Genomic DNA, 25,315 nt, shown 5'->3' on the forward strand with positions numbered 1-25,315 from the left:
CTGTGTGCAACAGGTTGATGATTTTTTCGTCTACAGCTAACCTCGCGTTAACGCATCTCAGCAAGAGTGGGATGATCGGGGGCGGGCTTCGCCTCCCTCATCACGATCCATCGTAACGACGGCCGCCGCGCATCGCCGGGTGGTTGTGCAACGGGCGAGTATTCTTTTGCATTCGACGCGCACACGGCTGAGGCCACGTTTCAACGGCTGGATTGCCCTGACCATTCCTTCGCCGGGTGGGAGGGGAGCGGCGTCCCGTTCATCCTGGCTTCGGAGCGCCCTGCTGGGGTGTCTCGGCGTTACGACCGCCCTCGGCGCGCTGCTCGCCGGCACGAGCGGGCTGCAGAACGCCATTGCCAACGGCGACACCCGCACGCTGTCCCTCTACCACGCCCACACCCGCGAATCGCTCACCGTCACCTTTCGCCGCAACGGCCGCTACGACCGCGCCGAGCTGCAGAAACTGAACTGGTTCCTGCGCGACTGGCGCAACGACGAAGCCGTTTCCATGGACCCGAAGCTGTTCGACATCGTCTGGGCGGCGCAGCGGGAAGCGGGCTCGCGTGGCACGGTGCGCGTGCTGTCGGCATACCGTTCGCCCAAGACGAACGCCATGCTCCGCCGCCGGTCCAGCGCCGTGGCGAAGAACAGCCAGCACATGCAGGGCAAGGCGCTCGACTTCTCGCTGCCGGATGCGGACATGGGCAAGGTGCGCGCCATCGGCATGCGCCTGCAGCGCGGCGGCGTGGGCTATTATCCGAACGTTCCGTTCGTCCATCTCGATTCGGGGTCGGTCCGCTCCTGGCCCCGCATGCCGCGCAACCAGCTCGAGCGGCTGTTCCCGGACGGCCGCACGGTCCACCTGCCGGCCGACGGCAAGCCGCTGCCCGGCTATGAGGCGGCGAGGCAGACGATCCTCGCGCGCGGCGATCTGGTGCCCGGCGTCAGCGCCGCGGTCGTGGCGGAAGCGGCGCGCCAGCCCGAGCGGCGGCGCAGCCTCTGGGCGACGCTTTTCGGCGGTGCCGACGAAGCGGAGGACGCCGACGTCGTCGACACCTCCGCACGCCGCCAGGTGGCTGCGCGCAGCAACACGCAGCAGCGGCAGCAACAGCAGCAGGTCGCCGTGGCGGACGATGACGACAGCGATCCGCGGCGCTTCTTCCTGCGCGAGAACCGGAACACGGCCGCCAACACGCGTCCGGCGGCGCAGGCTCCGGCTGCTCCCGCGCCTGCCCCTGCCCCTGCCGCTCCTCCGCCTGCTCCCGCGCCCGCCGCTGCTGCCGCATCTATCCCGGCTTCCGCGCCTGCCCCGGCTCCTGCTCCTGCCGCCGCGCCGCAGGCGACGACCACCGCCGCGCCGGGCAGGCCCGTCCAGATCCTGCCCGACGTGCCGCCGCCTCCCGCGCCCCAGACGCCCGACAAGCTGTTCGACGGCCCGATGCCGGTCGCGCGGCCTGCGGCTCCCGCTCCAGCCCCGGTGCCCACGCTCACCCCCGTCGTCCCGACTGCCGAACCGCCGGCGCCGGAACCGGCCAACGCGCTTCCGGCGCTGATCGCCGCGCTGCCGCCGGCCCGACCCGGCGCGCCCGCGCCTGAGCCTGAGGTCCCGACGGTCATGGCGGCGGTCGGCCTGCCGGCCATCCCCGCGCCACCCTCGCGTCCGCCGGAACTCGCGCCCGTTGCGGGCGGGGATCGGGATGCGCTGGCTGCCATCGCGGCTGCCTCGGGCGCGTGGGGCGGGGGACAGGCCGATGCCACCATCCAGACTGCGGCGCTGGCCTATGCGCCCGCACCCGGGGCCGTTACCCCGCCGCTGCCGCCGGCGCGGCCGCATCAGGCTGTCGCTGCCGCCGCTCCCGTAGCCGCCGCTCCCGCTTCTGCCATGCGGTTGTCGCCGTCGCTGCCGCCCGAGGCCGTAAACGACGAGCGGCGGGCGCTGACGCAACTATTCGCCAGTGTGGCGACGGAGGCCAAGCCTTCGCCGAGCGCCAGGGTGCGCACCGCCAAAGTGGTGGCCGCCGCGCCGCCGGCCCGCTCGCCTGCCCCCGTCCCGGCAGCTCCGCCGGCGGTCGTGGTGCAGATGGAGTTCACGCGCAGCAACAGCGTCACGGACCTCTCGACGGACAGCTTCAGCGGCCCCGCCGTGAAGCCGCTGCCCGTCGCCCGCTTCGGCCAGTAGAACGCCACGATACGCGGGCGGACTCGCCGCCGGTCGATCGATGCGGGCCGGCACAACGCCTCATGCCAGACGAAAACGCACCGCCCATATGCTCATGGGCGGCGCGTTAAGCATTATGATCATATAGAGCGGCCCGCGCGGGGCGCATGGATTCCCGCGCCGCACGGACTGGCCCAATCCTCAATGAGCCATGCTCATTGAGAGCCGGTCCTACGCGTCGTCGCGCGGCTTCAGGATCTGGCGACCGCGATAGAGGCCGGTCTTGAGGTCCACGTGGTGCGGACGACGCAGTTCGCCCGAGTCCTTGTCCTCGACGTAGGTGGGGTTCGCCAGCGCATCGGCGGAACGACGATGGCCGCGCTTTGCCGGCGAGGTTTTTCTTTTTGGAACGGCCATGGTTCAACTCCGATCAATGGCGAGTGCACGGCGAAACCGGGCGCAACCCATCCGTGCTCAAATTTCAATGGGATGCGGGCTTCTACTCGATTCTGCCCCGCTTGGCTAGTCATTTTTTGGCGCGCGCCTTGCCGGGAGCGCGTTGCCGGCGGCCGGGCTCGGCCCCGGGGTGTTGTCAGGCGCTCTTGCCCGGAGGGGCGAGGCAGCGCGTGTCCTCGTTCGGCATCCGCGCGAGGATGTTATTGGCGGTGCGGGCGTGAAAGCGGCTCGGCTTCGCCGGGTCGCGCTGGCGCGGGTTGGGGAGGGCGGCGGCGAGCAGGGCCGCCTCGCGGCGGGTGAGGTTGGCGGCGTCCTTGCCGAAGTGGCGCCGGGCGGCGGCCTGCGCGCCGAACACGCCCTCGCCCCATTCGGCGACGTTGAGATAGTTCTCCATCATGCGCCGCTTCGACCAGATGATGTCGGCGTAGAGCGACAGCGGCAGTTCGGCGCCCTTGCGCAGATAGGACCGGCCCGGCCACAGCACCAGATTCTTGACCGTCTGCATGGGGATGGTGGACGCGCCGCGCGACGGGCCGCCGTCGCCCGCGCTGTCGATGACCTGCCGCAGGGCGCTCCAGTCGACGCCGCCGTGCAGGCAGAAGCGCGAATCTTCCGCCGCGATCACCGCCTGCGCCAGCGCGGGCGAGATCGCATCGAGCGGCGTCCACTGCTGATCCACGGGTTGGAGCGTGAGCCAGCGGCCGATCATCAGCGTCGAGACGGGCGGCACGAAGCCGTAAAGCGCCAGCAGCGCGAAGGGCAGTGCCGCGACGAGCAGCAGGATCAGGACGAGACGGCGCACGAGCCGCCCCAGCCACGCGAACGACAGGCGCGGGGTGTCGGCGATCCTGTGTCGCGTCGACCGGCGTGTGGTTGCCATGGCCCCCCAGGCGGTTTCTGCACGGCGCCCCAAACTCAATGCGCCCCCCCGCTGCCTCCCTCATGCCTCCCGCGCGCCGCGTCCACGACGGGGGACACCCCATATGGACACGGACCGCCGAAGCTGAGAGAAGTAAGACGGTTTCCTTGCCGGGCAGGCGCGGCACTCTTTCCCGGATGCGGCGGGATGATAGCGCGTACAGGCCGAGGTTGTGAAGCCGGTTGAGGGCGCGGGGGGCGCGCACGCGCCGGGAACTGGGGAAAGACAGGGGCATGGAAGTGCAGGCGACGCATATCATAGGGACGGATCTCGATCCCGAGGCGGCGTTCCAGCGGCGTCTCGCCGCCGTCGCCTTGGCCGTGGAAGGACGCCTCGCGGCGCTGCTGGACGATGCGCCGCGCCGCGGCGAGACGGCGCGGCCGGCGCGCCTCGTCGCCGCCATGCGCCACGCCATGCTCGGCGGCGGCAAGCGGCTGCGGCCGTTCCTGGTCATCGAGACGGCGGCGCTGTTCGACGTGCCGTTCGCCCACGCGCTCAACGCCGCCTGCGCGCTCGAGCTCGTCCACGGCTACTCGCTGGTCCACGACGACCTGCCGGCCATGGACGACGACGACCTGCGGCGTGGCCGCCCCACGGTGCACAAGGCCTATGACGAGGCGACGGCCATTCTGGCAGGCGACGCGCTGCTGACGCTCGCGTTCGACGTCGCCGCCGATGAGACGAGCCACGCCGATCCGGCGGTGCGGACGGCGCTGGTGCAGGGGCTGGCGCGCGCCGCCGGCGTCGGCGGCATGGTCGGCGGCCAGATGATGGATCTGGCGGCGGAAGGCCGCTACGGCGAGGTGCTGCTCGACGAGGCGCGCGTGCGCCGGCTTCAGGCCATGAAAACCGGCGCCCTGTTCGCTTTCGCGGTCGATGCCGGGGCGACGATCGGCCGGGCGCCGGTTGCCGGACGGCAGGCGCTCGGCGCCTACGGCCGGGCCGTCGGCGCGGCCTTCCAGGTGGCCGACGATCTGCTCGATCTCGAATCGAGCACCGAAGCGCTCGGCAAGCGTGCGGCCAAGGACGCCGACAAGGGCAAGGCGACGCTGGCCGCGGTGCTGGGGCTGGAGCGCGCGCGCCAGGAGCGCGACACGCTGGTGGAGGCCGCCATCGGCGCGCTGGCCTCCTTCGGCGCGAAGGCCGACATCCTGCGCGCCGCCGCCCGTTTCACGGCATCGCGAAAATTCTAAGGGCTGCCGGCGGGGACCGCGTCGATGTTCCGCCGCTGCGGCAGGTCCAAAAAATCAGCGCCGGCAAAAATCAGCGCCGGATGGCGGTGATATAGGTCGGCTTGCGTCCCTCGCGGAACGCCTTCTGCTCGTAGCGGGTGCTGAGCCAGCCGTCCCACGGCTGGCGCCAGTCGTCGGCGCGTTCGGCCTGCCAGACAAAGTCCGGCGAGCGGTCGAGGCGTGCCAGCGTCCAGGCAGCGTAATCGTCGATGTCGGTGGCGAATCGCAGCACGCCGCCCGGGCGGATCACCCGGCCGAGCATTGCCAGCGTGGCGTCGGAGACGATGCGCCGCTTGCGGTGACGCCGCTTGGGCCATGGATCGGGGTAGAGGATGAAAACTTGCCCGATGCTCGCAATCGGCAGGCGGGCGAGGAGCGGGATCGCGTCCGCGTCGTGCAGGCGCACGTTGCGGATGTCCGCGTCCTCGACGCGCGCCAGAAGCTTGGCCATGCCGTTGATGAAGGGCTCGCAGCCGATGATGCCGACGTGCCGGTGCGCCAGGGCCTGCGCCGTGAGGTGCTCGCCGCCGCCGAAGCCGATTTCGAGCCACACGTCGTCCACGGGTCCGGCGAACAGGCCGGCGGGGGCGAGCGGCCCGCTTTCGGGCAGCCGCAGCCGCGGCAGCAGATCGCTGACGAGGTCGGCCTGCCGGTCGCGCAGGCGCTTGCCCTTGCGCCGCCCGTAGAAGGCGCCGGGACGGGGGCCTGAAGGACCGTCTCCCCCCGCCGTGGCGGAGGGATCATCGGATGCGATCATCGTGAAAAGCGACCGTTGAAAAAATCAGCCGAGTGCCGCGCGCAGCGCGTCGACGAGGTCGATGCGCTCCCAGGAGAAGCCGCCGTCCGCCTCCGGCGCGCGGCCGAAGTGGCCGTAGGCGGCGGTGCGGGCGTAGATCGGCCGGTTGAGCGACAGGTGCTCGCGAATGCCGCGCGGCGACAGGTCGACGATGTTGAGCAGCACGTCCTCCAGCTTCGCCTCGTCGACGCGGCCGGTGCCGTGGGTGTCGACGTAGAGCGACAGCGGCTGCGCCACGCCGATGGCGTAGGAGAGCTGGATGGTGACGCGGTCGGCGAGATCGGCGGCGACCACGTTCTTGGCCAGATAGCGGGCCGCGTAGGCGGCGGAGCGGTCGACCTTGGTCGGGTCCTTGCCCGAGAAGGCGCCGCCGCCGTGGGGCGACGCGCCGCCGTAGGTGTCGACGATGATCTTGCGGCCGGTGAGGCCGGTGTCGCCGTCCGGCCCGCCGATCACGAACTTGCCGGTGGGGTTGACGTGCCAGACCGTGCCCGCGTCGATCCAGCCGTCCGGCAGGGCCTCGCGCACGTAGGGCTCGACGATGGAGCGCACGTCGTGCGAGCTCAGCGTCTCGTCGAGATGCTGGGTCGAGACGACGATCTGCGTGACGCCGACCGGCTTGCCGTCGGCGTAGCGCACCGTCACCTGGCTCTTGGCGTCCGGGCCGAGCACGCCCGATTCGCCGGAGCGGCGGGCATCGGACAGGCGCTTCAGGATCTTGTGGGCGTAATAGAGCGGCGCGGGCATGAGCTCCGGCGTCTCGCGGACGGCGTAGCCGAACATGATGCCCTGATCGCCCGCGCCCTCGTCCTTGTTGCCCGCGGCGTCGACGCCCTGGGCGATGTCGGCCGACTGGGCATGCAGCAGCACCTCGATGTCGGCGTCCCTCCAGTGGAAGCCGTCCTGCTCGTAGCCGATGTCCTTGATGGCGAGGCGCGCGAGATGGGTGATGTAGTCCGCGGTGATCTCGGTCGGGCCGCGCACCTCACCGGCGATCACCACCCGATTGGTGGTCGCAAGCGTCTCGCAGGCGACGCGCGCTTCCGGCGCCGCGGACAGATAGGCGTCGACGACGGTGTCGGAAATGCGGTCGCACACCTTGTCCGGATGGCCCTCGGAAACCGATTCACTGGTGAAAAGATAGTTGAGACGCGACACGATCCAATATCCCTGTTGCCTGACGTTGTCCCTTGCGCACGACCCCGAAAAGCGGCTGTCGCCTTCCGGAAAGGTCACGCACAAACTTGGATAGAGCCGCCCGACCGTCCGGAGGGAGCAAGGCCGCCCTAGAGCGTGTTCCGATCAGACGGAACCGTCTGATCGACAACAATCCGCTCAAAATCAAAAACTTAGAGCATGTCGTCGTTTCCATGAAACGACGACATGCTCTAAGGGGATACCACCGGGCCGCATCAGTCCGACCGTGCCGCGGACCAGCGCGCAGGGCGGATCCGGTGTGGCGGAAAGACAGCCTCTGGTCTCCTCAAAGATTTCGACTCTTGGCAGTATGTGGCGGTGGGGTCAAGCCGGGATATCGAACTCGTTCTCTAAAAAGAACGGAGCTATGTCAAAAATATCACCCTTCGTCGGCGGTCGGAAGGATATCCCGCGCTCCGGCGATGGATTCCGCCAGTTCGATGATTCGGCGGCGCACGCCCGGATCCTCGATGCGCAGGAATGCGCGCATCAGCCGCAGCCCCTCGTCCGTGGAGGCGGTTTCGCCCCCCGTGTAGGGAGGGGGTGGGGCCTCGGCGAAGCCCGGCGCGCTGGGGACCGCTTCCTGCAGTCCTTCGAAGAAGTATCCCACGGGCACGCCAAGAGCGGCGCCGATCTGCTGCAACCGACTGGCGCTGATGCGGTTCGTGCCCTTTTCGTACTTCTGGATCTGCTGAAACGTGACGCCGAGAGCGCCGCCCAGCTTTTCCTGGCTTATGCCCAATACCTGGCGCCTGGCCTTGACGCGGCTGCCGACATGTCTGTCGACCTTGTTCGCGTTATTCGTCACATGTGCCTCTCGAAGAAAAACGAAGCGGAGAGGGTCGACATCATCTGAAACTAGCCCGATTCCAATTGCGGGTACATTGCGCTTTTCTAGGGAAACGCCTATTGCCCCCAGGATGTAACCTGCCTTGCCGCAACGCAGCCATGCCTCGGAATCGCCGTCCGATCACGGCACATTCGCTCCTTTTGACTGTCATGGAAATGCGACATTAACGCGGCAGGCGAGCAAATGGTTCCAATCGCGATACATAACGTACATAACGCACCTCACACATGCCGTGCATGTGCATAACACATTATGTACATCGTGTGGCGAAGTTACCATCCAACTTAATACCGGCATGCGCCTGGAGCATCAAACCAAAAAAACCGCAACGCCCGTTGCGATAAGGAATTCGGCGCGGGATCAAATGGATAGATCGGGATGGCTCTCCGGCGGGAGCAGTCCCGCTCGGGCGCGTTGCCGCGGTGCGGCGAGCCCGGCGGCGAGGAAGCACATCGTGCTGATCCAAAAAAGGATTGGTCCCGCCCGGCCATGCAGCCTGACGAACGGGGTCGGCTCCAGCGGCCGGGGCAGGTCGGCATCGACGACGCCGGCACGGCCCAGCTCCAGTATCGGTGCGACGGGCCGCCCGAACGGGTCGATCACGGCCGAGATGCCGGTGTTGGCGGCGCGCACCAGCGGCAGTCCCTGCTCGATGGCGCGCAGCCGCGACTGCGCGAAGTGCTGGTAGGGGCCGGGCGTTATACCGAACCAGGCATCGTTGGTGAGGTTGAGCAGCAGCCCGCGATTCTCCCGCGACGGCGGCTGCAGGATGGCCTCCTCGGGGAAGATGGCCTCGTAGCAGATCAGGGCGGAGATGGGCGGCAGGCCGGGCGCGCGGAGCGCCTCGCGCCGCTCGCCCGCCTCGAATCCGCCCGGCGTGTGCACGAACTGCCGGATGCCGAGCCGGCGCAGCCAGTCGTCGAATGGAAGATATTCACCAAACGGCACCAGATGCACCTTGTCATAAGTGGCGAGGCCGTCGGCGTTGCTGTCGTAGACCCGGATGGCGTTGAAGAAGCGGTAGCGTTCCTCGCCGGGCAGGGGCATGTCGGCCCGCGCCGCGCCGGTGATCAGGACGACGCCATCGGGCAGCAGGCGGGCGATGTCGTCGAGCGCCTCGGGCGTGTGGTCGACAAGGAACGGAAAGGCCGATTCCGGCCATATCAGGTGCGTCGCCTCCTCAAGCTTCTCGCCGTTCGTTCCCTCCTGCGCGCTGATGGCGGCATAGCGGGCGATGATCGAGGCGCGAAACGCCGCGTCGGCCCGCTCGGCCTCGTCGATGTTCGGCTGCATGATGCGCAGGCGCACGCCGGGCTCCACCGGCGCGGGCTCCCGCGGCACGCGCCACAGGCCGTATCCGGCGACGAGCGCCAGCACCGCCGCCGCCGCCGCCGGCATGGCAAGACGCGCCGCGCGGGTGCCCGTATCCGCCAGCGTCGCCGGGGCGGCATGGATGAAGACCACGAGCAGGGTCAGCCAGTGCAGCCCGCCGAGCGCCGCCGCCTGGGCGAGCCCGTCGCCCTGGCCGAAGGCCATGCCGAAGGCGTTCCACGGAAAGCCGGTGAACTGGGTGGCGCGCAGCCATTCCGCAAGCGACAGCACGGCCGCGAACAGCGGCACGCGCCACGGGTCGGGGCGCCAGAGCGCGCCGGCGAGCCCGAAGCCCAGGGCGGGGAACAGTGCCAGCACCATCGGCAGGCCGACGACGCCGAGCGGCAGCGCCCACAGGAACTCGTCGGCATCGACCAGAAACGCCGAACCGAGCCACCACAGCCCGGCGAGGAAGTAGCCGAAGCCGAACCACCATCCGCACGCCGCGGCCAGACGCGCGCGGGCGAGGCGGCCGCGGTGGGCGCGCGCGCCGTCGCCGATGCATACCGCATCGATCAGCCAGACGGCAACGGGGAAGGACACGAACAGGACCGGCCACAGCCTGAAAGGCGGCATGGCCAGCGCGCCAAGCGCGCCGGCGAGGAAGGCGATCAGCCAGCGCAGCCGCGTCCGTGCGCCCGCCAGCCGCACGGCCGGCAATGCGGGTGCGGGCAGGGGCAATGCCACGCGCGGCGCGCTCATGCGGGGGGCATCGCCGGCCGCCCCGGCCGGGCAGAGGGCCGAACGCTCCCCGGCCGGACACGATCCGCGGTCATGCTTCGGGCGGCGTGACGGCGTGCGGATTGCCGGCACGCGGATCGGCGGACTCGGCCGCCGGGGGCAGCTTGCCCTCCTTCCGGTCGGCGCGGGTCAGATCGAACACGGCGGCGGGCTCATGGTCGCGGGGCGGGTTCTGCCGCCAGTCGCCGCTGCCGGCGACCGCGTCCTCCTCGCTGAGAGACAGGCGCAGCCGCTTGAGGCGGCGGGAATCGGCATCCAGAATATCGAACACCAGCCCGTAGGGGCCGGGGATGCGCTCGCCCGTGTCCGGCACGCGTCCGGCCAGGGTCACGATGAGCCCGCCGATGGTGTCGACTTCCTCGGCCACCTCGATGGTGTCGAAATTGAAGCCGACGGCTTCGGACACCTCGTCGAGATCGGCGCGCGCGTCGATGATGTAGGTGCGCGGGCCGGTCTGGGTGATTTCCGGAGCTTCCTCGTGGTCGTGCTCGTCCTCGATGTCGCCGACGAGCATCTCCATGATGTCCTCCATGGAGATGAGGCCGTCCGTGCCGCCGTATTCGTCGATGACGAGCGCCATATGGGTGCGCGTCGCCTGCATCTTCACCAACAGGTCCATGACCGGCATGGAGGGCGGCACGTAGAGCACGGGCCGCAGCACCGCCGCCCCGGACAGCGGGGCGGTGAGGTCGACCTCGAGCCGCGTCGGCAGCTCGCCTTCCGCTTCGGGCGTGAAGGCGGCTGCGCCGCGTGCGGCGATGTATTCGAGGAAATCGCGGATGTGCACCATGCCGCGCGGATCGTCGAGGGATTCGCCGTAGACGGGCAGGCGCGAATGCCCGGCCTCGCGGAAGGCGCGGATGGTCTCGGCCAGCGAGACGTCCTGCTGCAGGGCGACGATGTCGGCGCGGGGCACCATGGCGTCGACCACGCGCAGTTCGCTCACGTCGAGCACGTTCTGTAGCAGGGAGCGTTCCAGCGCGGTGAAGTCGCTTGCGGCGGATCCTTCCTCCAGCGCTTCCTCCAGTGCTTCACGCACGGAGGTGTCGTTACGCAGGCCAAGACCGGTGAGTAGTCGGTCTATCCAACTGTCGCCCTCGCGGCTCGATCCGGCATCGTCGGATTTGGAGGGCGAACTTCGGTCGTCGCTCATGGCGTCTTCAGGTCTCCAGTTCAAGATCGGTATAGGGGTCGGCGACGCCGAGATCGGCGAGCGCCGCGATTTCCAGCGCTTCCATCGCCTCGGCCTCCGCCTCGGTTTCATGGTCGAAGCCGAGAAGGTGCAGTGTGCCGTGCACGATGAGATGCGTGGTATGGTCGGCAAGCGTCTTGCCGTCGTCGCGCGCTTCGCGCTCCACCGTTTCGAAAGCGAGCACGATGTCGCCGACATGGGGAGCGCGGGCAAGTTCGTCCGGCCCGGCGGCCGGGAAGGACAGCACGTTGGTGGACTTGTCGAAGCCGCGCCACTGCGCGTTGAGCTGCCGCACGGCCGCGTCGTCCGCCAGCGCGACGCTGAGCTCCGCCCCCGCCAGCACGGGCACGCCCGCGCGGGAGAGGGCTGCGGCGACAGCGCGCTCCGCGAGCCGCTCCGCCCCGGTCAGCGCCGACCACTGCGGCGATTGTACAAGCACGTCGATCGACAACGTCTCCGCCATCAACTCCACCAAACAGCACTCACGACAGATGCCGGCACCTGTTGTCGCCGGTCGGCCTTCACCACGCCGAAGGCTCGGCGCGCCCGCCCTTCGGTCTCTCGGCCAGACGCGCACTCTCCTGATCATAAGCATGGACGATGCGTCTGACCAGCGGATGACGCACCACATCGACATCGCGAAAACGGATATGGCCCACGCCCTCGACGCCCGCAAGCACCCGCGTCGCCTCCACGAGGCCGGATTTCTGCCCCGGTGGCAGGTCGATCTGCGAGGGATCGCCGGTGATGATCATGCGCGATCCTTCGCCGAGGCGCGTGAGGAACATCTTCATCTGCATGGAGGTGGCGTTCTGCGCCTCGTCGAGCAGCACGGCGGCGTTGGTTAGCGTGCGCCCGCGCATGAAGGCGAGCGGCGCGATCTCGATGACGCCGGTCGCGAGCCCGCGCTCGACATGGCGCGCTTCCATGAAATCATAGAGCGCGTCGTAGATCGGCCGCAGGTAGGGATCGACCTTCTCCTTCATGTCGCCGGGCAGGAAGCCGAGCCGCTCGCCCGCCTCCACGGCCGGGCGCGACAGGATGAGCCGCTCGACGACGCCCTGCTCCATGAGCTGGACCGCGTGGCCGACGGCGAGCCACGTCTTGCCGGTGCCCGCCGGCCCTTCGGCGAACACGAGCTCGTGGCGGCGCAGCGCCCGCAGGTAGGCGTCCTGGGCGGCGTTGCGCGCCTTGACGTTGCCGCGCTTGCGGGTGCCGATCTGCTCGAAGTTGGCCCGCCCCGAGGGCGCCTTGGCGGCGGGCTCGGCATCGGCCGGAAACAGCGACCCCTGCAGGCTGCTTTCCTCGATGGCGCCGTCCACGTCGCCTGTCGAGATGCTGCCGCCCTCGCGCACGTGTTCGTAGAGGGCTTCGAGCACGTGGCGCGCCTGCTCCGCCACGGAGGCCGGCCCCTTGATCACGACATGGTTGCCGTTGGCGGTGATCTGCAGGCCGAGCCGGCGCTCGATATGGGCGAGGTTCTGGTCGTAGAGACCGAAGACGAGGCTCGCCAGGCGGTTGTCGTCGAAGGTCAGGGACACGTCGGTGGAATCGGAATCGATGGCGTGCGGCAAGTGGGCTTTCAATCCTTGGGCTTTCAATCCTTGGGATTTCAACTCTGCGTTCATGAGGGCCGGTCGGGTTGGATCGACGGGAAAAGGCGGGAGAGCATGGCGTAAACGTTGCTGTCGTTGCGGCAGTTCCTTGACTCTCGCGCCCATGTGTCCTCCTAGGGTTCAGGCTGGAATGGTCATGCCGCGTTCGCTCCTGTCGAAGGCGGCCTCTGCATTGCCGATGGTACGCCCATACGCCGTCCGAACAGGCTGTTGGTGCCCGTTCCGGTGATTTCGACCGATACGATGTCGCCGATGGCGACCTGATCGTCGTCGAACTGAACCGCCTGCAGCCAGGGCGATTTGCCGGCCATCTGGCCCGCGTGCCGCCCCTTGCGCTCCACGAGCACGTCGACCGTGCGGCCGACCGCGGCGCGGTTGAACTTCTGCCGGTCCTCCTCCAGCGCCTGCTGCAGCACCGCGAGGCGCTCGCTCTTGACGGCCTCGGGCACCTGCTCCGCCATCTCGGCCGCCGGCGTGCCGGGGCGGGCGCTGTACTTGAACGAATAGGCGCTGGCGAAGCCGATCTCGCGCACGAGCCGCATGGTGTCGTCGAAATCGGCGTCGGTCTCGCCGGGGAAACCGACGATGAAATCGGACGAGAGCGCGATGTCGGGCCGCGCCGCGCGCGTGCGCTCGATGATGCGCCGGTAGTCGTCGGCCGTGTGCCTGCGGTTCATGGCCGCGAGCACGGCGTCCGATCCCGACTGCACGGGCAGGTGCAGATAGGGCATCAGCGCGTCAAGATCGCGATGGGCGTCGATGAGGTCGTCATCCATGTCGCGCGGGTGGCTCGTGGTGTAGCGCAGGCGCGCGACGCCGGGTACCTCGGCGAGCCGGTGCAGCAGCCGCCCCAGCGACCAGATGCGCCCGTCCGGCCCCTCGCCGTGATAGGCGTTGACGTTCTGGCCGATGACGGTGAATTCGCGTACGCCCGCCTGTGCCAGCCGCTCGGCCTCGGCCAGGATCTTGACCGCAGGCCGCGACACCTCCGCCCCGCGCGTGTAGGGCACGACGCAGAAGGTGCAGAACTTGTCGCAGCCTTCCTGGATGGTGAGGAAGGCCGAGACGCCGCGCGAGCGGATCTTGTCGCGCGAGGGGGCGGGGAGGTGGTCGAACTTGTCCTCGACGGGGAATTCGGTGTCCACGACCGGCCCGGCCTTCGCCTTCGCCAGCAGGGAGGGGAGGTTGTGATAGCTCTGCGGCCCCACGACGAGATCGACCGCCGGCGCGCGCCTCAGGATCTCGTCGCCCTCGGCCTGCGCCACGCAGCCGGCGACGACGATGGTGGCGTCGCGCCCCTCAGCCTTGCGCTCGTCCTTCATGACGCGCAGGCGGCCGAGCTCCGAATAGACCTTCTCGGCGGCCTTCTCGCGAATGTGGCAGGTGTTGAGAACGATGAGGTCGGCCTCTTCCGCGCTGTCCGTCTCGACGAAGCCCTGGGGGGCGAGCACGTCCGCCATGCGTTCCGCGTCGTAGGCGTTCATCTGGCAGCCGTATGATTTGACGTATACTTTTTTCTTCACGTTCCAGCTTTGCAATGCGTTTTGAGGAAGGCCCCCACTCATCACCGGCTCGCATTCTAACACGATATTGCGACCAACGATAAGCATTCGTTTACGTATGGCGCATGACAGGAAAGCACGCGGCGGGCGCGTCCTTCATCTATGCACAGCATTCTCGCGCGGTTTGCCGTCTACACGGTCACCTGCGTGCCCACTTCGACGACGCGGCCGGTCGGGATCTGGAAGAAGTCCGTGGCGTCGGCGGCGTTGCGCGCCAGCGAGATGAACAGGTGGTCCTGCCACAGCGGCATGCCCGATTTCGCCGCCGGGCGGATGGAGCGGCGCGACAGGAAGAACGACGTCGACATGATGTCGAACTTGAAGCCGAGCTTGCGCAGGATGGTGAGGCCGCGCGGGATGTTGGGCGTCTCCATGTAGCCGAAACGCATGGTGACCAGCCAGAAGTCCTCGTTGAGCGGCTCCAGCGACACCCGTTCGCTGTCCGACAGGCGCGGCGTGTCGTCGGTCTCCACGGTGAGGATGACGTTGCGCTCGTGCAGCACCTTGTTGTGCTTGAGGTTGTGCAGCAGGGCGGAGGGCGCGGTCTGCGGGTCGCTGGTGAGGAAGATGGCGAGCCCCGGCACGCGATGCGGCTTGCTCGCCTTCAGCATGTCGGCGAGCTCGCGCATCGGCACGTCGGTCTTGCGCGTCTTGGCGAACAGGATGGCGGTGCCCCTGCGCCACGTCGACATGAGGACGACGAGGAAGACCGCCAGCACCACCGGCACCCAGCCGCCGGAGACGAGCTTGCCGAGATTGGCGGCAAGGAACGAGGCATCGATGACGACGAACGGCAGCAGCAGCGCCAGCGCGGCCGCGAGGCCCCATTTCCAGCCCTTCCAGACCACGAGGATGGCGAGCAGCCCGTCCATCAGCATGGCACCGAACACCGAGATGCCATAGGCGTGCGAGAGCGCGCTCGACGTCTGGAACGACACGACGAGCGCCAGCACGCCGATGAGCAGCAGGCGGTTGACGTTCGGCATGTAGATCTGCCCCGCGTGCTCCTCCGAGGTGTAGCGGATCTCCATGCGCGGCAGGAGCCCGAGCTGGATCGCCTGCCGGGTGAGCGAATAGGCACCGGTGATGCCGGCCTGCGAGGCGATGACGGTCGCGAGCGTCGCCAGCACGACATAGGGCAGCAGCGCCCATTCCGGCACCATGCGGTAGAACGGGTTGTCGATGGCCTCCGGGCGCGCCATCAGCATGGCGCCCTGGCCCAGATAGTTGAGCGCGAGCGCCGGAAACACGAAGTAGAGCCAGGCGGTGCTGATCGGCTTGCGGCCGAAGTGGCCGAGATCGGCATAGAGCGCCTCGGCGCCCGTCGCCGCGAGACACACCGCGCCGAGCACCACGACGGCGACGTCGGGATGCTGGAAGAGGAAGCGCACGCCGAAATACGGGTTGAAGGCCGCGAACACGCCCGGATCGTCCAGGATGTGGATGAGCCCGGCAATGCCGATGGCGAGGAACCACACGACCATCACCGGGGCGAAGAACGCTGCGACCCGCGCCGTGCCGTAGCGCTGGGAGACGAACAGCACGAGCAGGATCAGCATCGTGAGCGGCACGACATAGGGGTCGAGCGCCGGCGTCGCGAGCTTCACGCCCTCCACTGCGGAGAGCACCGACATGGCCGGCGAGATGATGGCGTCGCCGTAGAACAGCGCCGCCCCCAGCATGCCGAGCAGCAGGATGGAGCGCCGCCCCCGGCCCATCACCCGCTGCGCCAGCGCCACGAGCGTCAGCGTGCCGCCCTCGCCCTTGTTGTCGGCGCGCAGCAGGATCAGCACGTATTTGCAGGTGACGACGAGAATGAGCGTCCACAGGATCAGCGACAGCACGCCCACCACCGCCGAGCGCAGCAGCGGGCCGCCGTCGGAGGCGGCGAGCGCGGACTCGCGCAGCGCATAGAGCGGGCTCGTGCCGATGTCGCCGAAGACGACGCCGATCGCGCCGAGCACGAGCACGCGCAGCCGTTGCGGCGCCGTTTCGGCCCTCTCGGACTGGGAATCCGCCTTGTCCGCCGGATCGGCGACGTTTTCCGCCATCGGACACCTTTCGAGACAACACCCGTCACGGGGCCGCGCTGCATATCATAGGGTGGTCCCGGTGCCAATGACATGGCGACGGGCGCGCCCCCGACGCCACGGGGCGGATTTCGCCGCCCTGTTACCGCAATGCCGCACGGCATGTTGCGGTTGCGTCGAACCCGCGCGACATGGAGTACGGCTTGGAGTACGGGTTGGAGTATCCATAAAAGATTTAAGTATTGCAGCGCGTTAATTCATCTTTTTTACTATGTACAATATAGAAATCCCGTTCCGCGGCATTGCGGTTGTCGTGGCGAAGGTTTACAGCAGGCGGGCAGCGGCCCGTTCGCCACCCCGCGGACGGCCCGTGCCCAGGGCGCCAGCAAGGAGCGATTGCACGCATGGACGCAAGGGTTATTGCAAGGGTTTCGGCAAGGATTACTGCAAGGATTATTGCATGACGGCCAGGGTCTCCGCGTCCTCGACGACAGCTTCCGCCCCGGTGCGATCGCGGTATGAGGCGCTGGTGGCGTCGGGCGCGATCGAGCGCGATCCGGCGCAGGAACGGCTCGTCGGGCGGCTGGACGAGCTGGTCGCGGCGCTCAAGGCTCCCCGCCCGGTCCGCGGCGGCCGGCTCGCCCGCCTGCTCGGCGGACGCGAAGCCAGGACCGAGCCGGCGCGCGGCCTCTACGTCTGGGGGTCCGTGGGGCGCGGCAAGACCATGCTGATGGACCTGTTCATGGAGGCCGCTCCCGTGGAACGCAAGCGACGCGCTCATTTCAACGACTTCATGAGCGACGTCCACGAGCGCATCTTCCGCTTCCGCCAGCGCGTCAGGGAGGGCAAGGAGAAGGACACCGACCCCATCCCCCGGGTCGCGGCACAACTGGCTTCCGAAGCCACGCTGCTGTGCTTCGACGAGTTCACGGTCACCGATATCGCCGACGCGATGATCCTGGGGCGGCTCTTCTCCGCCCTGTTCGGGCTCGGGGTGACGATCGTCGCCACCTCCAACGTCGTTCCGGACAGGCTCTACGAGGGCGGCCTCAACCGGGCGCTGTTCGTGCCGTTCATCGCCCTGCTGACGGAGCGGATGGAGGTCGTCGAGCTCGCCTCGCGCACCGACTACAGGCTGGAGAAGCTCTCGGGCGCCGATGTTTACCATACGCCCAACGATGCGGCGGCGCGCGCGGCGCTCGACGAGGCGTTCCGGCGCCTCGCCGGGGGGGCGCAGGCCGCGCCGGTGGATCTCGACGTCAAGGGCCACAAGCTGCACGTGCCGCTCGCCGCGGGGAGCGTCGCCCGCTTCTCCTTCGCCGACCTGTGCTCGAAAGCGCTGGGCGCGGCCGACTATCTCTATCTCGCCCAGCTCTATCACTCCATCGTGCTCGACGACATTCCGGTGCTGAACGGGGACCGGCGCAACGAGGCCAAGCGCTTCATCACCCTGATCGACACGCTCTACGACCGCCATGTCAAGCTCGTGGCCTCGGCGGAGGCGGACGCCGCCGGCCTCTATCTCGCCGAGGACGGGCGCGAGGCGTTCGAGTTCGACCGCACGGTCTCGCGCCTCATCGAGATGCGGTCGGAGGACTATCTGGCGCTGCCGCACGGGCGCGGCGACTCGCGGGCGTCGGGCGACAGCACGGGGCTGGTCGAGACATGAGCCATCTGCGCCGGACGCTGGAGCCGGTGCCCGAACGGGTCGACGTGCGCCTCGTCACCATCGCGGCCGAGCACATCCGGCGGGTCGGGGCGCGGCGCGTGACGGTGGTCGGCATCGCCGGGGAGGCAGGCATGACCCACGCCAACGTCTACCGGTACTTCCCCTCCAAGGAGGCGCTGATCGATGCCGTGGTCGCCGATGCGCTGAAGCCCGTCGAGCTGATGATGGCCGACATCGCCGGCGCGCCGGACCCGGCCGATGACAAGTTGGAGCGTCTGACAGTGGCGCTGGCGCACGCCTATCGCGACCTCGCCGAGAAGGACCGGGCGATCTTCGAGCTCTACGCCGACATCGCCGCCGAGAACCGCTCCGTCGCCCGCCGGCACAGGGGGCGGGTGTTCATGTTCGTCGAGCGGGTGGTGGACGAGGGCGCGGGCATCGGCGTCTTCCGGCTGCGGGACCGGGAAACGGCGATGTCGTTCCTGACCGACATCCTGTTCCGGTTTTCCCATCCCTCCGCCATCCTGCTCGACATCGGGCGGCCGCGCGAGGTGATGGAGCAGCGCTTCTCGGTGCTGATCAACGTCGCGCTTCGCACGCTGGTCGGCGGCTTCGTCTGAGGCGCGCGCCCGGGGGCGTCATCCGGCCGAATGGGGTTTTTGCAGCAGAGTTACAGAAAACAAATTTTGAAACTCGGCGGTTTCTGGTGTAACGAGATGTCATCCGTCGGTCATGATCTCCCTCAACGCCTTGTGTATGAAGGAAGATTGCCAATGCTTTCGCGATCGGTTCCGGATCTCCGTCACGGGCCGGTCGTCTTCGCCCCCCCGAGGCCCGCTTGAAGGCTGCGACGCTTTGAGTCAAGTAGACGGCGCTAACGGGGTTTTTCATCCCTCCAGTTCAAGGATTGGTTTCAATGGCCCGCAAGAAGATCGCTCTGATCGGCTCCGGACAGATCGGCGGAACGCTCGCCCATCTGGTCGGTTTGAAGGAACTCGGTGACGTCGTGCTGTTCGACATCGCCGAAGGCATTCCCCAGGGCAAGGCCCTCGACATCGCCGAGTCGGCGCCGGTTGACGGCTTTGACGCGGCCTTCAAGGGCGCCAACTCCTACGCCGACATCGCGGGTGCGGACGTGATCATCGTCACCGCCGGCGTGCCGCGCAAGCCCGGCATGAGCCGCGACGACCTGCTCGGCATCAACCTGAAGGTAATGGAATCCGTCGGCCAGGGCATCCGCGAGAACGCGCCCAACGCCTTCGTTATCTGCATCACCAACCCGCTCGATGCCGCCGTCTGGGCGCTGCAGAAGGCGTCCGGGCTGCCGAAGAACAAGATCATCGGCATGGCCGGCGTGCTCGACTCGGCCCGCTTCCGCCACTTCCTCGCCGACGCGTTCAACGTGTCGGTGAAGGACGTGACCGCCTTCGTGCTCGGCGGCCACGGCGACGACATGGTGCCGCTCACCCGCTATTCCACGGTCGCCGGCATCCCGCTGCCCGACCTCGTCGAACTCGGCTGGACCACCCAGGAGAAGCTCGACGCCATCGTCGAGCGCACCCGCAAGGGCGGTGGCGAGATCGTCAACCTGCTGAAGACCGGCTCGGCCTTCTACGCGCCCGCCGCTTCCGCCATCGCCATGGCGGAGAGCTATCTGAAGGACCAGAAGCGCGTGCTGCCGGCCGCCGCCTACCTGTCGGGCGAGTACGGCCACAGCGATCTCTTCGTCGGCGTGCCGGTGGTGATCGGCGAGAACGGTGTCGAGCGCATCGTCGAGATCAAGCTGTCGGAGGCCGAAAAGGCCGAGTTCGACAAGTCGGTCTCCTCGGTCAAGACGCTGATCGAGGCCTCCAAAACCATCAATCCGGCGCTCGCCGGCTGATCCCAGGACGGCGGCCCCGCAAGGGCCGCCGTTTCGCCATCCCGGACTCTCCGACGATCACCATCATCCAGAGTCATTTGCCGAGCCATTTGGGACGACGAAATGAATATTCATGAATATCAGGCCAAGGCCGTACTGAAGGAATTCGGTGTTCCGGTGTCGCGCGGGAAGGCGATCTTCTCCGCCGACGAGGCCGCCGCCGCAGCAGCAGAACTTGGCGGGCCGCTGTGGGTCGTCAAGTCCCAGATCCATGCCGGCGGCCGCGGCAAGGGCAAGTTCAAGGAGCCTGAGGCCGGCGAGAAGGGCGGCGTGCGTCTCGCCCGCTCCGTGGAGGAGGTCGAGGAATTCGCCCGCCAGATCCTCGGCCGCACCCTGGTGACCGAGCAGACCGGTCCTGCCGGCAAGCAGGTGAACCGCCTCTACATCGAGGACGGCTCTGACATCGCCAAGGAATTCTACCTTTCGGCGCTGGTCGACCGCACCACGAGCCGCGTCGCGTTCGTCGTCTCGACGGAAGGCGGCGTGAACATCGAGGAAGTGGCCCACAACACCCCTGAGAAGATCGTCACCTTCTCCATCGACCCCGCCACCGGCGTGCAGCCGTTCCACGGCCGCAAGGTCGCCAAGGCGCTGGGCCTCTCCGGCGATCTCGCCAAGCAGGCGGGCAAGCTGGTCGAGAGCCTCTATGCGGCCTTCCTCGACAAGGACATCAGCCTGCTCGAGATCAACCCGCTGATCGTCACCGAGGACGAGCGGCTCGTGGCGCTCGACGCCAAGGTGTCGTTCGACTCGAACGCCCTATACCGCCACGCCGACATCCTCGAGCTGCGCGACACCACGGAAGAGGACGCCAAGGAGATCGAGGCGTCGAAGTACGACCTCGCCTACATCGCGCTCGACGGCAACATCGGCTGCATGGTCAACGGCGCGGGCCTCGCCATGGCGACGCTCGACATCATCAAGCTCTACGGCGAGGAGCCGGCGAACTTCCTCGACGTCGGCGGCGGCGCTTCCAAGGAGAAGGTGACGGCGGCGTTCAAGATCATCACCTCGGACCCGAACGTGAAGGGCATCCTCGTCAACATCTTCGGCGGCATCATGAAGTGCGACGTCATCGCAGAGGGCGTCATCGCCGCCGTGAAGGAAGTCGGCCTCACCGTGCCGCTCGTCGTGCGCCTCGAGGGCACCAACGTCGAACTCGGCAAGAAGATCATCAGCGAATCCGGCCTCAACGTCGTCCCGGCCGATGATCTCGATGATGCCGCCCAGAAAATCGTCAACGCTGTCAAGGGAGCAGCCTGATGTCCATCCTGATCGACAAGTCGACGAAGATCATCACCCAGGGCTTCACCGGCAAGAACGGCACGTTCCATTCCGAGCAGGCGCTCGCCTATGGCGCGCAGGTCGTGGGCGGCACGTCGCCCGGCAAGGGCGGCTCGACGCATCTCGGCCTGCCGGTGTTCGACACCGTCGCGGAAGCGCGCGAGGCCACGGGTGCCGACGCTTCCGTCGTCTACGTGCCGCCGCCCGGCGCGGCCGACGCGATCCTGGAGGCGATCGACGCCGAGATCCCGCTCATCGTCTGCATCACCGAGGGCATTCCGGTGCTCGACATGGTGACGGTGAAGCGTGCGCTCGACGGCTCGAAGTCGCGCCTCATCGGCCCCAACTGCCCCGGCGTGGTGACGGCGGGCGAGTCGAAGATCGGCATCATGCCGGCCAACATCTTTCGCCCCGGCACCGTCGGCATCGTGTCGCGCTCGGGCACGCTGACTTATGAGGCGGTGTTCCAGACCACGCAGGAGGGCCTCGGCCAGACGACGGCGGTGGGCATCGGCGGCGACCCGGTCAAGGGCACCGAGTTCATCGACGTGCTGGAGCTCTTCCTCGCGGACGACAGGACGGAGTCGATCATCCTGATCGGCGAGATCGGCGGCTCGGCCGAGGAAGATGCGGCGCAGTTCCTGAAGGACGAGGCGAAGCGCGGGCGGAAGAAGCCGACGGTGGGCTTCATCGCCGGCCGCACGGCCCCTCCCGGCCGCCGCATGGGCCACGCGGGCGCGATCATCTCCGGCGGCAAGGGCGGCGCGGAAGACAAGATCGCCGCGCTGGAGGAGGCGGGCATCCGCGTGTCGCCCTCGCCCGCGCGTCTCGGCAAGACGCTGGTCGAGGTGCTGAAGGGCTGAGTTCGGGCTGAGTTCGGGCTGAGTTCTCCTGGGGCCGCCGCGCGGATATCCGTGCGCGGATCCCGGTATCGAAAATACTGTGGCGGAATTGTCCCACAGCCCCCATATGAGGCGCCCGGGGCTTTCCCGCCACGTTCAGGTCGCAATCGGGCGGCAAGTCCATGGGGCGAGCCTTGCCGCCACAGGTGTTACGTTCCGCATGGCATCTCCGCAACCGGCTGTTAACGATGACGCGCTTATGCCGCGTCGGGACGGCCGGATCGCGGAGGGTCCGGCCGGGCGCAAGGGGGCGGTTAAGCCTCTGGCAAGCTGTATGTGTTTCTGTCGAAAAGCATATCCGGGTTCGCAACCGGGGCCTGCATATCGCCAGATCATGCGGCTCATCCATCCCGTCGCCGTTCCGGGGGCGATGGGTTCAGGGCCTTTGAGGCCCGATCGCCCGGGCGTATTTCCGGGTTCCGGCAGGATACAGGGTCATGGCACGTCAGGATTTGAACGACGCATTTGCTCAAACCTCCTTTCTCTACGGCGGCAACGGCGCCTATCTCGATGAGCTTTACGCGCGCTTCGAGCGGGATCCCCAGTCGGTCGACGCCCAGTGGCGCGCGTTCTTCTCCGGCTTGAGCGAGGACAAGACACTCGTCGAGAAGAACGCGAAGGGCGCATCCTGGGAGCGGCCGAACTGGCCCATCCACGCCAATGGCGAACTGGTGTCGGCGCTCGACGGCGACTGGTCGGCGTCCGAAAAGGCGGCCGGCGACAAGATCAAGCAGAAGGCGCAGACGAGCGGCGTCGAACTGTCTCCCGCGGCCGTGCAGCAGGCGGCGCGCGACAGCGTGCGCGCCATCATGATGATCCGCGCCTACCGCATGCGCGGCCACCTGCATGCCGATCTCGACCCGCTGAAGCTAGGGCCGCAACGCGACCACGAGGAGCTGCATCCGTCGAGCTACGGCTTCGGCCCCGGCGATCTCGACCGCAAGATCTTCATCGACAACGTGCTCGGGCTTGAGTTCGCCACCGTCAACGAGATGCTGACGATCCTGAAGCGCACCTATTGCCGGACGCTGGGCGTCGAGTTCATGCACATCTCGGACGCGGCCGAGAAGGCGTGGATCCAGGAGCGCATCGAGGGGCCGCACAAGGAAATCACCTTCACGCCCGAGGGCAAGCGGGCGATCTTCAACAAGCTGATCGAGGCCGAGGGCTTCGAGAAGTTCCTCGATCTCAAGTATACCGGCACCAAGCGTTTCGGCCTCGACGGCGGCGAGTCGCTGATCCCGGCGCTCGAACAGATCATCAAGCGCGGCGGCAATCTGGGCGTGAAGGAAATCGTGCTCGGCATGGCCCACCGCGGCCGCCTCAACGTGCTGACGCAGGTGCTGGCGAAGCCCCACCGGGCGCTGTTCCACGAGTTCAAGGGCGGCTCCGTCGCTCCCGACGACGTCGAGGGTTCGGGCGACGTGAAGTATCATCTCGGCGCCTCCAGTGACCGCGAGTTCGACGGCAACCGGGTGCACCTGTCGCTGACCGCCAATCCGTCGCACCTCGAGATCGTCAATCCGGTGGTGCTCGGCAAGGCGCGCGCCAAGCAGGACCAGCTCGGCGACGGCGAGACGCGCTCGTCGGTGATCCCGCTGCTGCTGCACGGCGACGCGGCCTTCGCCGGCCAGGGCGTGGTGGCGGAATGCCTCGGCCTCTCCGGCCTCAGGGGCCATCGCACCGGTGGCTCGGTGCACTTCATCATCAACAACCAGATCGGCTTCACGACGAACCCGCGCAACTCGCGCTCGTCGCCCTATCCGTCGGACGTGGCGAAGATGGTCGAGGCGCCGGTGTTCCACGTCAACGGCGACGATCCGGAAGCGGTGGTGTTCGCCGCCAAGATCGCGACCGAGTTCCGGCAGCAGTTCCACAAGCCGGTCGTCATCGACATGTTCTGCTACCGCCGCTTCGGCCACAACGAGGGCGACGAGCCGGCGTTCACCCAGCCGCTGATGTACCAGGCGATCCGCAACCATCCGACGGTGCTGGAGATCTATTCGAAGAAGCTCGTCAGTGAGGGCGTGATCACCGAGGCCGAGATCGAGGAGCGCCGCGCCGCGTGGCGCACGCATCTGGAATCGGAGCTGGAGGCGGGCCAGGCCTACAAGCCCAACAAGGCCGACTGGCTCGACGGCCGCTGGGCCGGCCTCAAGGCCGTGCGCGAGGACGAGGACGACCCCCGCCGCGGCGCCACCGGCCTGTCGGTGGACGAGCTCAAGCAGCTCGGCGAGAAGCTGACCACCGTGCCGAGCGATTTCAACGTCCACCGCACCATCCAGCGCTTCCTCGACAACCGCCGCAAGGCGATCGAGACCGGCGAGGGCATTGACTGGGCGACGGGCGAGGCGTTCGCGTTCGCCTCGCTGCTGAAGGAGGGCAACGCCGTGCGCCTGTCCGGCCAGGACGTCGAGCGCGGCACGTTCTCGCAGCGCCATTCGGTGATCGTGGACCAGAAGGACGAGCGCCGGTTCATCCCGCTCAACCACGTGTCCGAGGGGCAGGCCTATTTCGAGGTCATCAACTCGATGCTGTCGGAGGAGGCGGTGCTCGGCTTCGAGTACGGCTATTCGCTGACCGAGCCCAACGCGCTCATCCTGTGGGAAGCGCAGTTCGGCGACTTCGCCAACGGCGCGCAGGTGGTGTTCGACCAGTTCATCTCCTCGGCCGAGCGCAAGTGGCTGCGCATGTCGGGCCTCGTGGTGCTGCTGCCGCACGGCTATGAGGGGCAGGGGCCGGAGCACTCGTCGGCGCGCCTCGAGCGCTATCTGCAGATGTGCGCCGAGGACAACATGCAGGTGGCCAACGTCACCACGCCGGCCAACTACTTCCACATCCTGCGCCGCCAGCTGAAGCGCGACTTCCGCAAGCCGCTGATCCTGATGACGCCGAAGTCGCTGCTGCGCCACAAGCGGGCCGTGTCGCGGCTGGAGGAGTTCACGGAAGCGAGTTCCTTCCACCGCATCATCCGCGACGACGCCGAGCGGCTCGCCAAGGAGAAGATCAAGCTCGTCAAGGACGACAAGATCCGCCGCGTCGTCATCTCCGCCGGCAAGGTCTATTACGACCTCTACGAGGAGCGCGAGAAGCGGGGCATCGACGACGTGTATCTGCTGCGGGTCGAGCAGCTTTACCCCTTCCCGGTGAAGTCGCTGATCGGCGAGCTGTCGCGCTTCCGCAACGCCGATGTCGTATGGTGCCAGGAAGAGCCCAAGAACATGGGCTCCTGGACCTTCGTCGAGCCCTATATCGAATGGGCGCTCGGCCATTCGGGCATCAAGGCCAAGCGCCCGCGTTACGCGGGACGCGCGGCCTCCGCCGCCACCGCGACGGGGCTGATGTCGAAGCATCTGGCGCAATTGCAGGCGTTCCTCGACGAGGCGTTCTCCGTCTGACGTTCCGGCCCGGCCGCCCGT

19 protein-coding genes are annotated in these 25,315 nt (G+C 67.8%); 8 read left to right on the forward strand and 11 right to left on the reverse strand.

Annotated elements, in window-relative coordinates:
• Positions 1-166 precede the first annotated feature (166 nt).
• Positions 167-2,179: a DUF882 domain-containing protein gene (locus tag ACUSIJ_RS20690; RefSeq protein WP_449310315.1), complete on the forward strand. Its 2,013-nt coding sequence runs from the start codon at positions 167-169 to the stop codon at positions 2,177-2,179.
• Between the two features lie 210 nt (positions 2,180-2,389).
• On the opposite strand, the gene rpmF is transcribed toward ACUSIJ_RS20690, so the two are convergent.
• Positions 2,390-2,575, reverse strand: coding sequence for a 50S ribosomal protein L32 (rpmF, locus tag ACUSIJ_RS20695; RefSeq protein ID WP_449310316.1), 186 nt, complete (start codon positions 2,573-2,575; stop codon positions 2,390-2,392).
• Between the two features lie 175 nt (positions 2,576-2,750).
• Positions 2,751-3,494 (reverse strand): monofunctional biosynthetic peptidoglycan transglycosylase, encoded by a 744-nt coding sequence (gene mtgA, locus ACUSIJ_RS20700; protein ID WP_449310317.1) that lies wholly within the window; start codon positions 3,492-3,494, stop codon positions 2,751-2,753.
• Between the two features lie 272 nt (positions 3,495-3,766).
• Here mtgA and ACUSIJ_RS20705 point away from each other — a divergent pair, with 272 nt between their 5' ends.
• Positions 3,767-4,726, forward strand: a complete 960-nt coding sequence (locus ACUSIJ_RS20705; protein ID WP_449310318.1) for a polyprenyl synthetase family protein — start codon at positions 3,767-3,769, stop codon at positions 4,724-4,726.
• Between the two features lie 70 nt (positions 4,727-4,796).
• On the opposite strand, the gene trmB is transcribed toward ACUSIJ_RS20705, so the two are convergent.
• From trmB to ACUSIJ_RS20750, 9 genes are all read right to left on the reverse strand, one after another.
• Positions 4,797-5,522: a tRNA (guanine(46)-N(7))-methyltransferase TrmB gene (gene trmB / locus ACUSIJ_RS20710; RefSeq protein ID WP_449310319.1), complete on the reverse strand. Its 726-nt coding sequence runs from the start codon at positions 5,520-5,522 to the stop codon at positions 4,797-4,799.
• A gap of 24 nt (positions 5,523-5,546) precedes the next feature.
• Positions 5,547-6,719 (reverse strand): methionine adenosyltransferase, encoded by a 1,173-nt coding sequence (metK, locus tag ACUSIJ_RS20715; protein WP_449310320.1) that lies wholly within the window; start codon positions 6,717-6,719, stop codon positions 5,547-5,549.
• A 418-nt stretch (positions 6,720-7,137) separates the two neighbouring features.
• Positions 7,138-7,566, reverse strand: a complete 429-nt coding sequence (locus ACUSIJ_RS20720; protein ID WP_449310321.1) for a helix-turn-helix domain-containing protein — start codon at positions 7,564-7,566, stop codon at positions 7,138-7,140.
• Between the two features lie 402 nt (positions 7,567-7,968).
• Positions 7,969-9,681 carry an apolipoprotein N-acyltransferase gene (gene lnt, locus ACUSIJ_RS20725; protein WP_449310322.1) on the reverse strand — a complete coding sequence of 571 codons (1,713 nt, stop codon included), beginning with the start codon at positions 9,679-9,681 and terminating at the stop codon, positions 7,969-7,971.
• 70 nt (positions 9,682-9,751) lie between these two features.
• Positions 9,752-10,873, reverse strand: coding sequence for a hemolysin family protein (locus ACUSIJ_RS20730; protein ID WP_449310323.1), 1,122 nt, complete (start codon positions 10,871-10,873; stop codon positions 9,752-9,754).
• A 7-nt stretch (positions 10,874-10,880) separates the two neighbouring features.
• Positions 10,881-11,375, reverse strand: a complete 495-nt coding sequence (gene ybeY / locus ACUSIJ_RS20735) for an rRNA maturation RNase YbeY (protein ID WP_449310324.1) — start codon at positions 11,373-11,375, stop codon at positions 10,881-10,883.
• Positions 11,376-11,433: 58 nt separating this feature from the next.
• The gene (locus ACUSIJ_RS20740; protein WP_449310325.1) at positions 11,434-12,540 is read right to left on the reverse strand and encodes a PhoH family protein; all 1,107 of its coding nucleotides are present in this window, start codon (positions 12,538-12,540) and stop codon (positions 11,434-11,436) included.
• Positions 12,541-12,662: 122 nt separating this feature from the next.
• Positions 12,663-14,093 (reverse strand): tRNA (N6-isopentenyl adenosine(37)-C2)-methylthiotransferase MiaB, encoded by a 1,431-nt coding sequence (gene miaB / locus ACUSIJ_RS20745; protein ID WP_449310326.1) that lies wholly within the window; start codon positions 14,091-14,093, stop codon positions 12,663-12,665.
• 128 nt (positions 14,094-14,221) lie between these two features.
• The gene (locus ACUSIJ_RS20750) at positions 14,222-16,141 is read right to left on the reverse strand and encodes a potassium transporter Kup (protein WP_449310327.1); all 1,920 of its coding nucleotides are present in this window, start codon (positions 16,139-16,141) and stop codon (positions 14,222-14,224) included.
• Positions 16,142-16,580: 439 nt separating this feature from the next.
• Here ACUSIJ_RS20750 and zapE point away from each other — a divergent pair, with 439 nt between their 5' ends.
• From zapE to ACUSIJ_RS20780, 6 genes are all read left to right on the forward strand, one after another.
• The gene (zapE, locus tag ACUSIJ_RS20755; RefSeq protein WP_449310328.1) at positions 16,581-17,789 is read left to right on the forward strand and encodes a cell division protein ZapE; all 1,209 of its coding nucleotides are present in this window, start codon (positions 16,581-16,583) and stop codon (positions 17,787-17,789) included.
• Positions 17,786-18,409 carry a TetR/AcrR family transcriptional regulator gene (locus tag ACUSIJ_RS20760; protein WP_449310329.1) on the forward strand — a complete coding sequence of 208 codons (624 nt, stop codon included), beginning with the start codon at positions 17,786-17,788 and terminating at the stop codon, positions 18,407-18,409. The genes zapE and ACUSIJ_RS20760 overlap by 4 nt, the downstream gene beginning before the upstream one ends.
• Positions 18,410-18,705: 296 nt before the next feature.
• A complete protein-coding gene (gene mdh, locus ACUSIJ_RS20765; protein WP_449310330.1) occupies positions 18,706-19,671 on the forward strand; it encodes a malate dehydrogenase in 966 nt (321 codons plus the stop codon).
• Between the two features lie 102 nt (positions 19,672-19,773).
• On the forward strand, positions 19,774-20,973 hold the full coding sequence (gene sucC / locus ACUSIJ_RS20770) for an ADP-forming succinate--CoA ligase subunit beta (RefSeq protein WP_449310331.1): 1,200 nt from the start codon (positions 19,774-19,776) through the stop codon (positions 20,971-20,973).
• Positions 20,973-21,857, forward strand: coding sequence for a succinate--CoA ligase subunit alpha (sucD, locus tag ACUSIJ_RS20775; protein ID WP_449310332.1), 885 nt, complete (start codon positions 20,973-20,975; stop codon positions 21,855-21,857). Before sucC ends, sucD begins: the two co-directional genes overlap by 1 nt.
• 476 nt (positions 21,858-22,333) lie before the next feature.
• A complete protein-coding gene (locus tag ACUSIJ_RS20780; RefSeq protein ID WP_449310333.1) occupies positions 22,334-25,294 on the forward strand; it encodes a 2-oxoglutarate dehydrogenase E1 component in 2,961 nt (986 codons plus the stop codon).
• The last annotated feature ends 21 nt before the right edge of the window (positions 25,295-25,315 follow it).

It is taken from the genome of Pseudochelatococcus sp. B33 (assembly GCF_053570585.1).

What these genes read in the sequence shown, in the direction of transcription:
- rpmF (WP_449310316.1), bottom strand. Translation starts at nt 2,575, where the DNA reads ATGGCCGTTCCAAAAAGAAAAACCTCGCCGGCAAAGCGCGGCCATCGT.
- mtgA (WP_449310317.1), bottom strand. Translation starts at nt 3,494, where the DNA reads ATGGCAACCACACGCCGGTCGACGCGACACAGGATCGCCGACACCCCG.
- ACUSIJ_RS20705 (WP_449310318.1), top strand. Translation starts at nt 3,767, where the DNA reads ATGGAAGTGCAGGCGACGCATATCATAGGGACGGATCTCGATCCCGAG.
- trmB (WP_449310319.1), bottom strand. Translation starts at nt 5,522, where the DNA reads ATGATCGCATCCGATGATCCCTCCGCCACGGCGGGGGGAGACGGTCCT.
- lnt (WP_449310322.1), bottom strand. Translation starts at nt 9,681, where the DNA reads ATGAGCGCGCCGCGCGTGGCATTGCCCCTGCCCGCACCCGCATTGCCG.
- ACUSIJ_RS20730 (WP_449310323.1), bottom strand. Translation starts at nt 10,873, where the DNA reads ATGAGCGACGACCGAAGTTCGCCCTCCAAATCCGACGATGCCGGATCG.
- ybeY (WP_449310324.1), bottom strand. Translation starts at nt 11,375, where the DNA reads ATGGCGGAGACGTTGTCGATCGACGTGCTTGTACAATCGCCGCAGTGG.
- ACUSIJ_RS20740 (WP_449310325.1), bottom strand. Translation starts at nt 12,540, where the DNA reads ATGAACGCAGAGTTGAAATCCCAAGGATTGAAAGCCCAAGGATTGAAA.
- miaB (WP_449310326.1), bottom strand. Translation starts at nt 14,093, where the DNA reads ATGAGTGGGGGCCTTCCTCAAAACGCATTGCAAAGCTGGAACGTGAAG.
- ACUSIJ_RS20750 (WP_449310327.1), bottom strand. Translation starts at nt 16,141, where the DNA reads ATGGCGGAAAACGTCGCCGATCCGGCGGACAAGGCGGATTCCCAGTCC.
- zapE (WP_449310328.1), top strand. Translation starts at nt 16,581, where the DNA reads ATGACGGCCAGGGTCTCCGCGTCCTCGACGACAGCTTCCGCCCCGGTG.
- ACUSIJ_RS20760 (WP_449310329.1), top strand. Translation starts at nt 17,786, where the DNA reads ATGAGCCATCTGCGCCGGACGCTGGAGCCGGTGCCCGAACGGGTCGAC.
- mdh (WP_449310330.1), top strand. Translation starts at nt 18,706, where the DNA reads ATGGCCCGCAAGAAGATCGCTCTGATCGGCTCCGGACAGATCGGCGGA.
- sucC (WP_449310331.1), top strand. Translation starts at nt 19,774, where the DNA reads ATGAATATTCATGAATATCAGGCCAAGGCCGTACTGAAGGAATTCGGT.
- sucD (WP_449310332.1), top strand. Translation starts at nt 20,973, where the DNA reads ATGTCCATCCTGATCGACAAGTCGACGAAGATCATCACCCAGGGCTTC.
- ACUSIJ_RS20780 (WP_449310333.1), top strand. Translation starts at nt 22,334, where the DNA reads ATGGCACGTCAGGATTTGAACGACGCATTTGCTCAAACCTCCTTTCTC.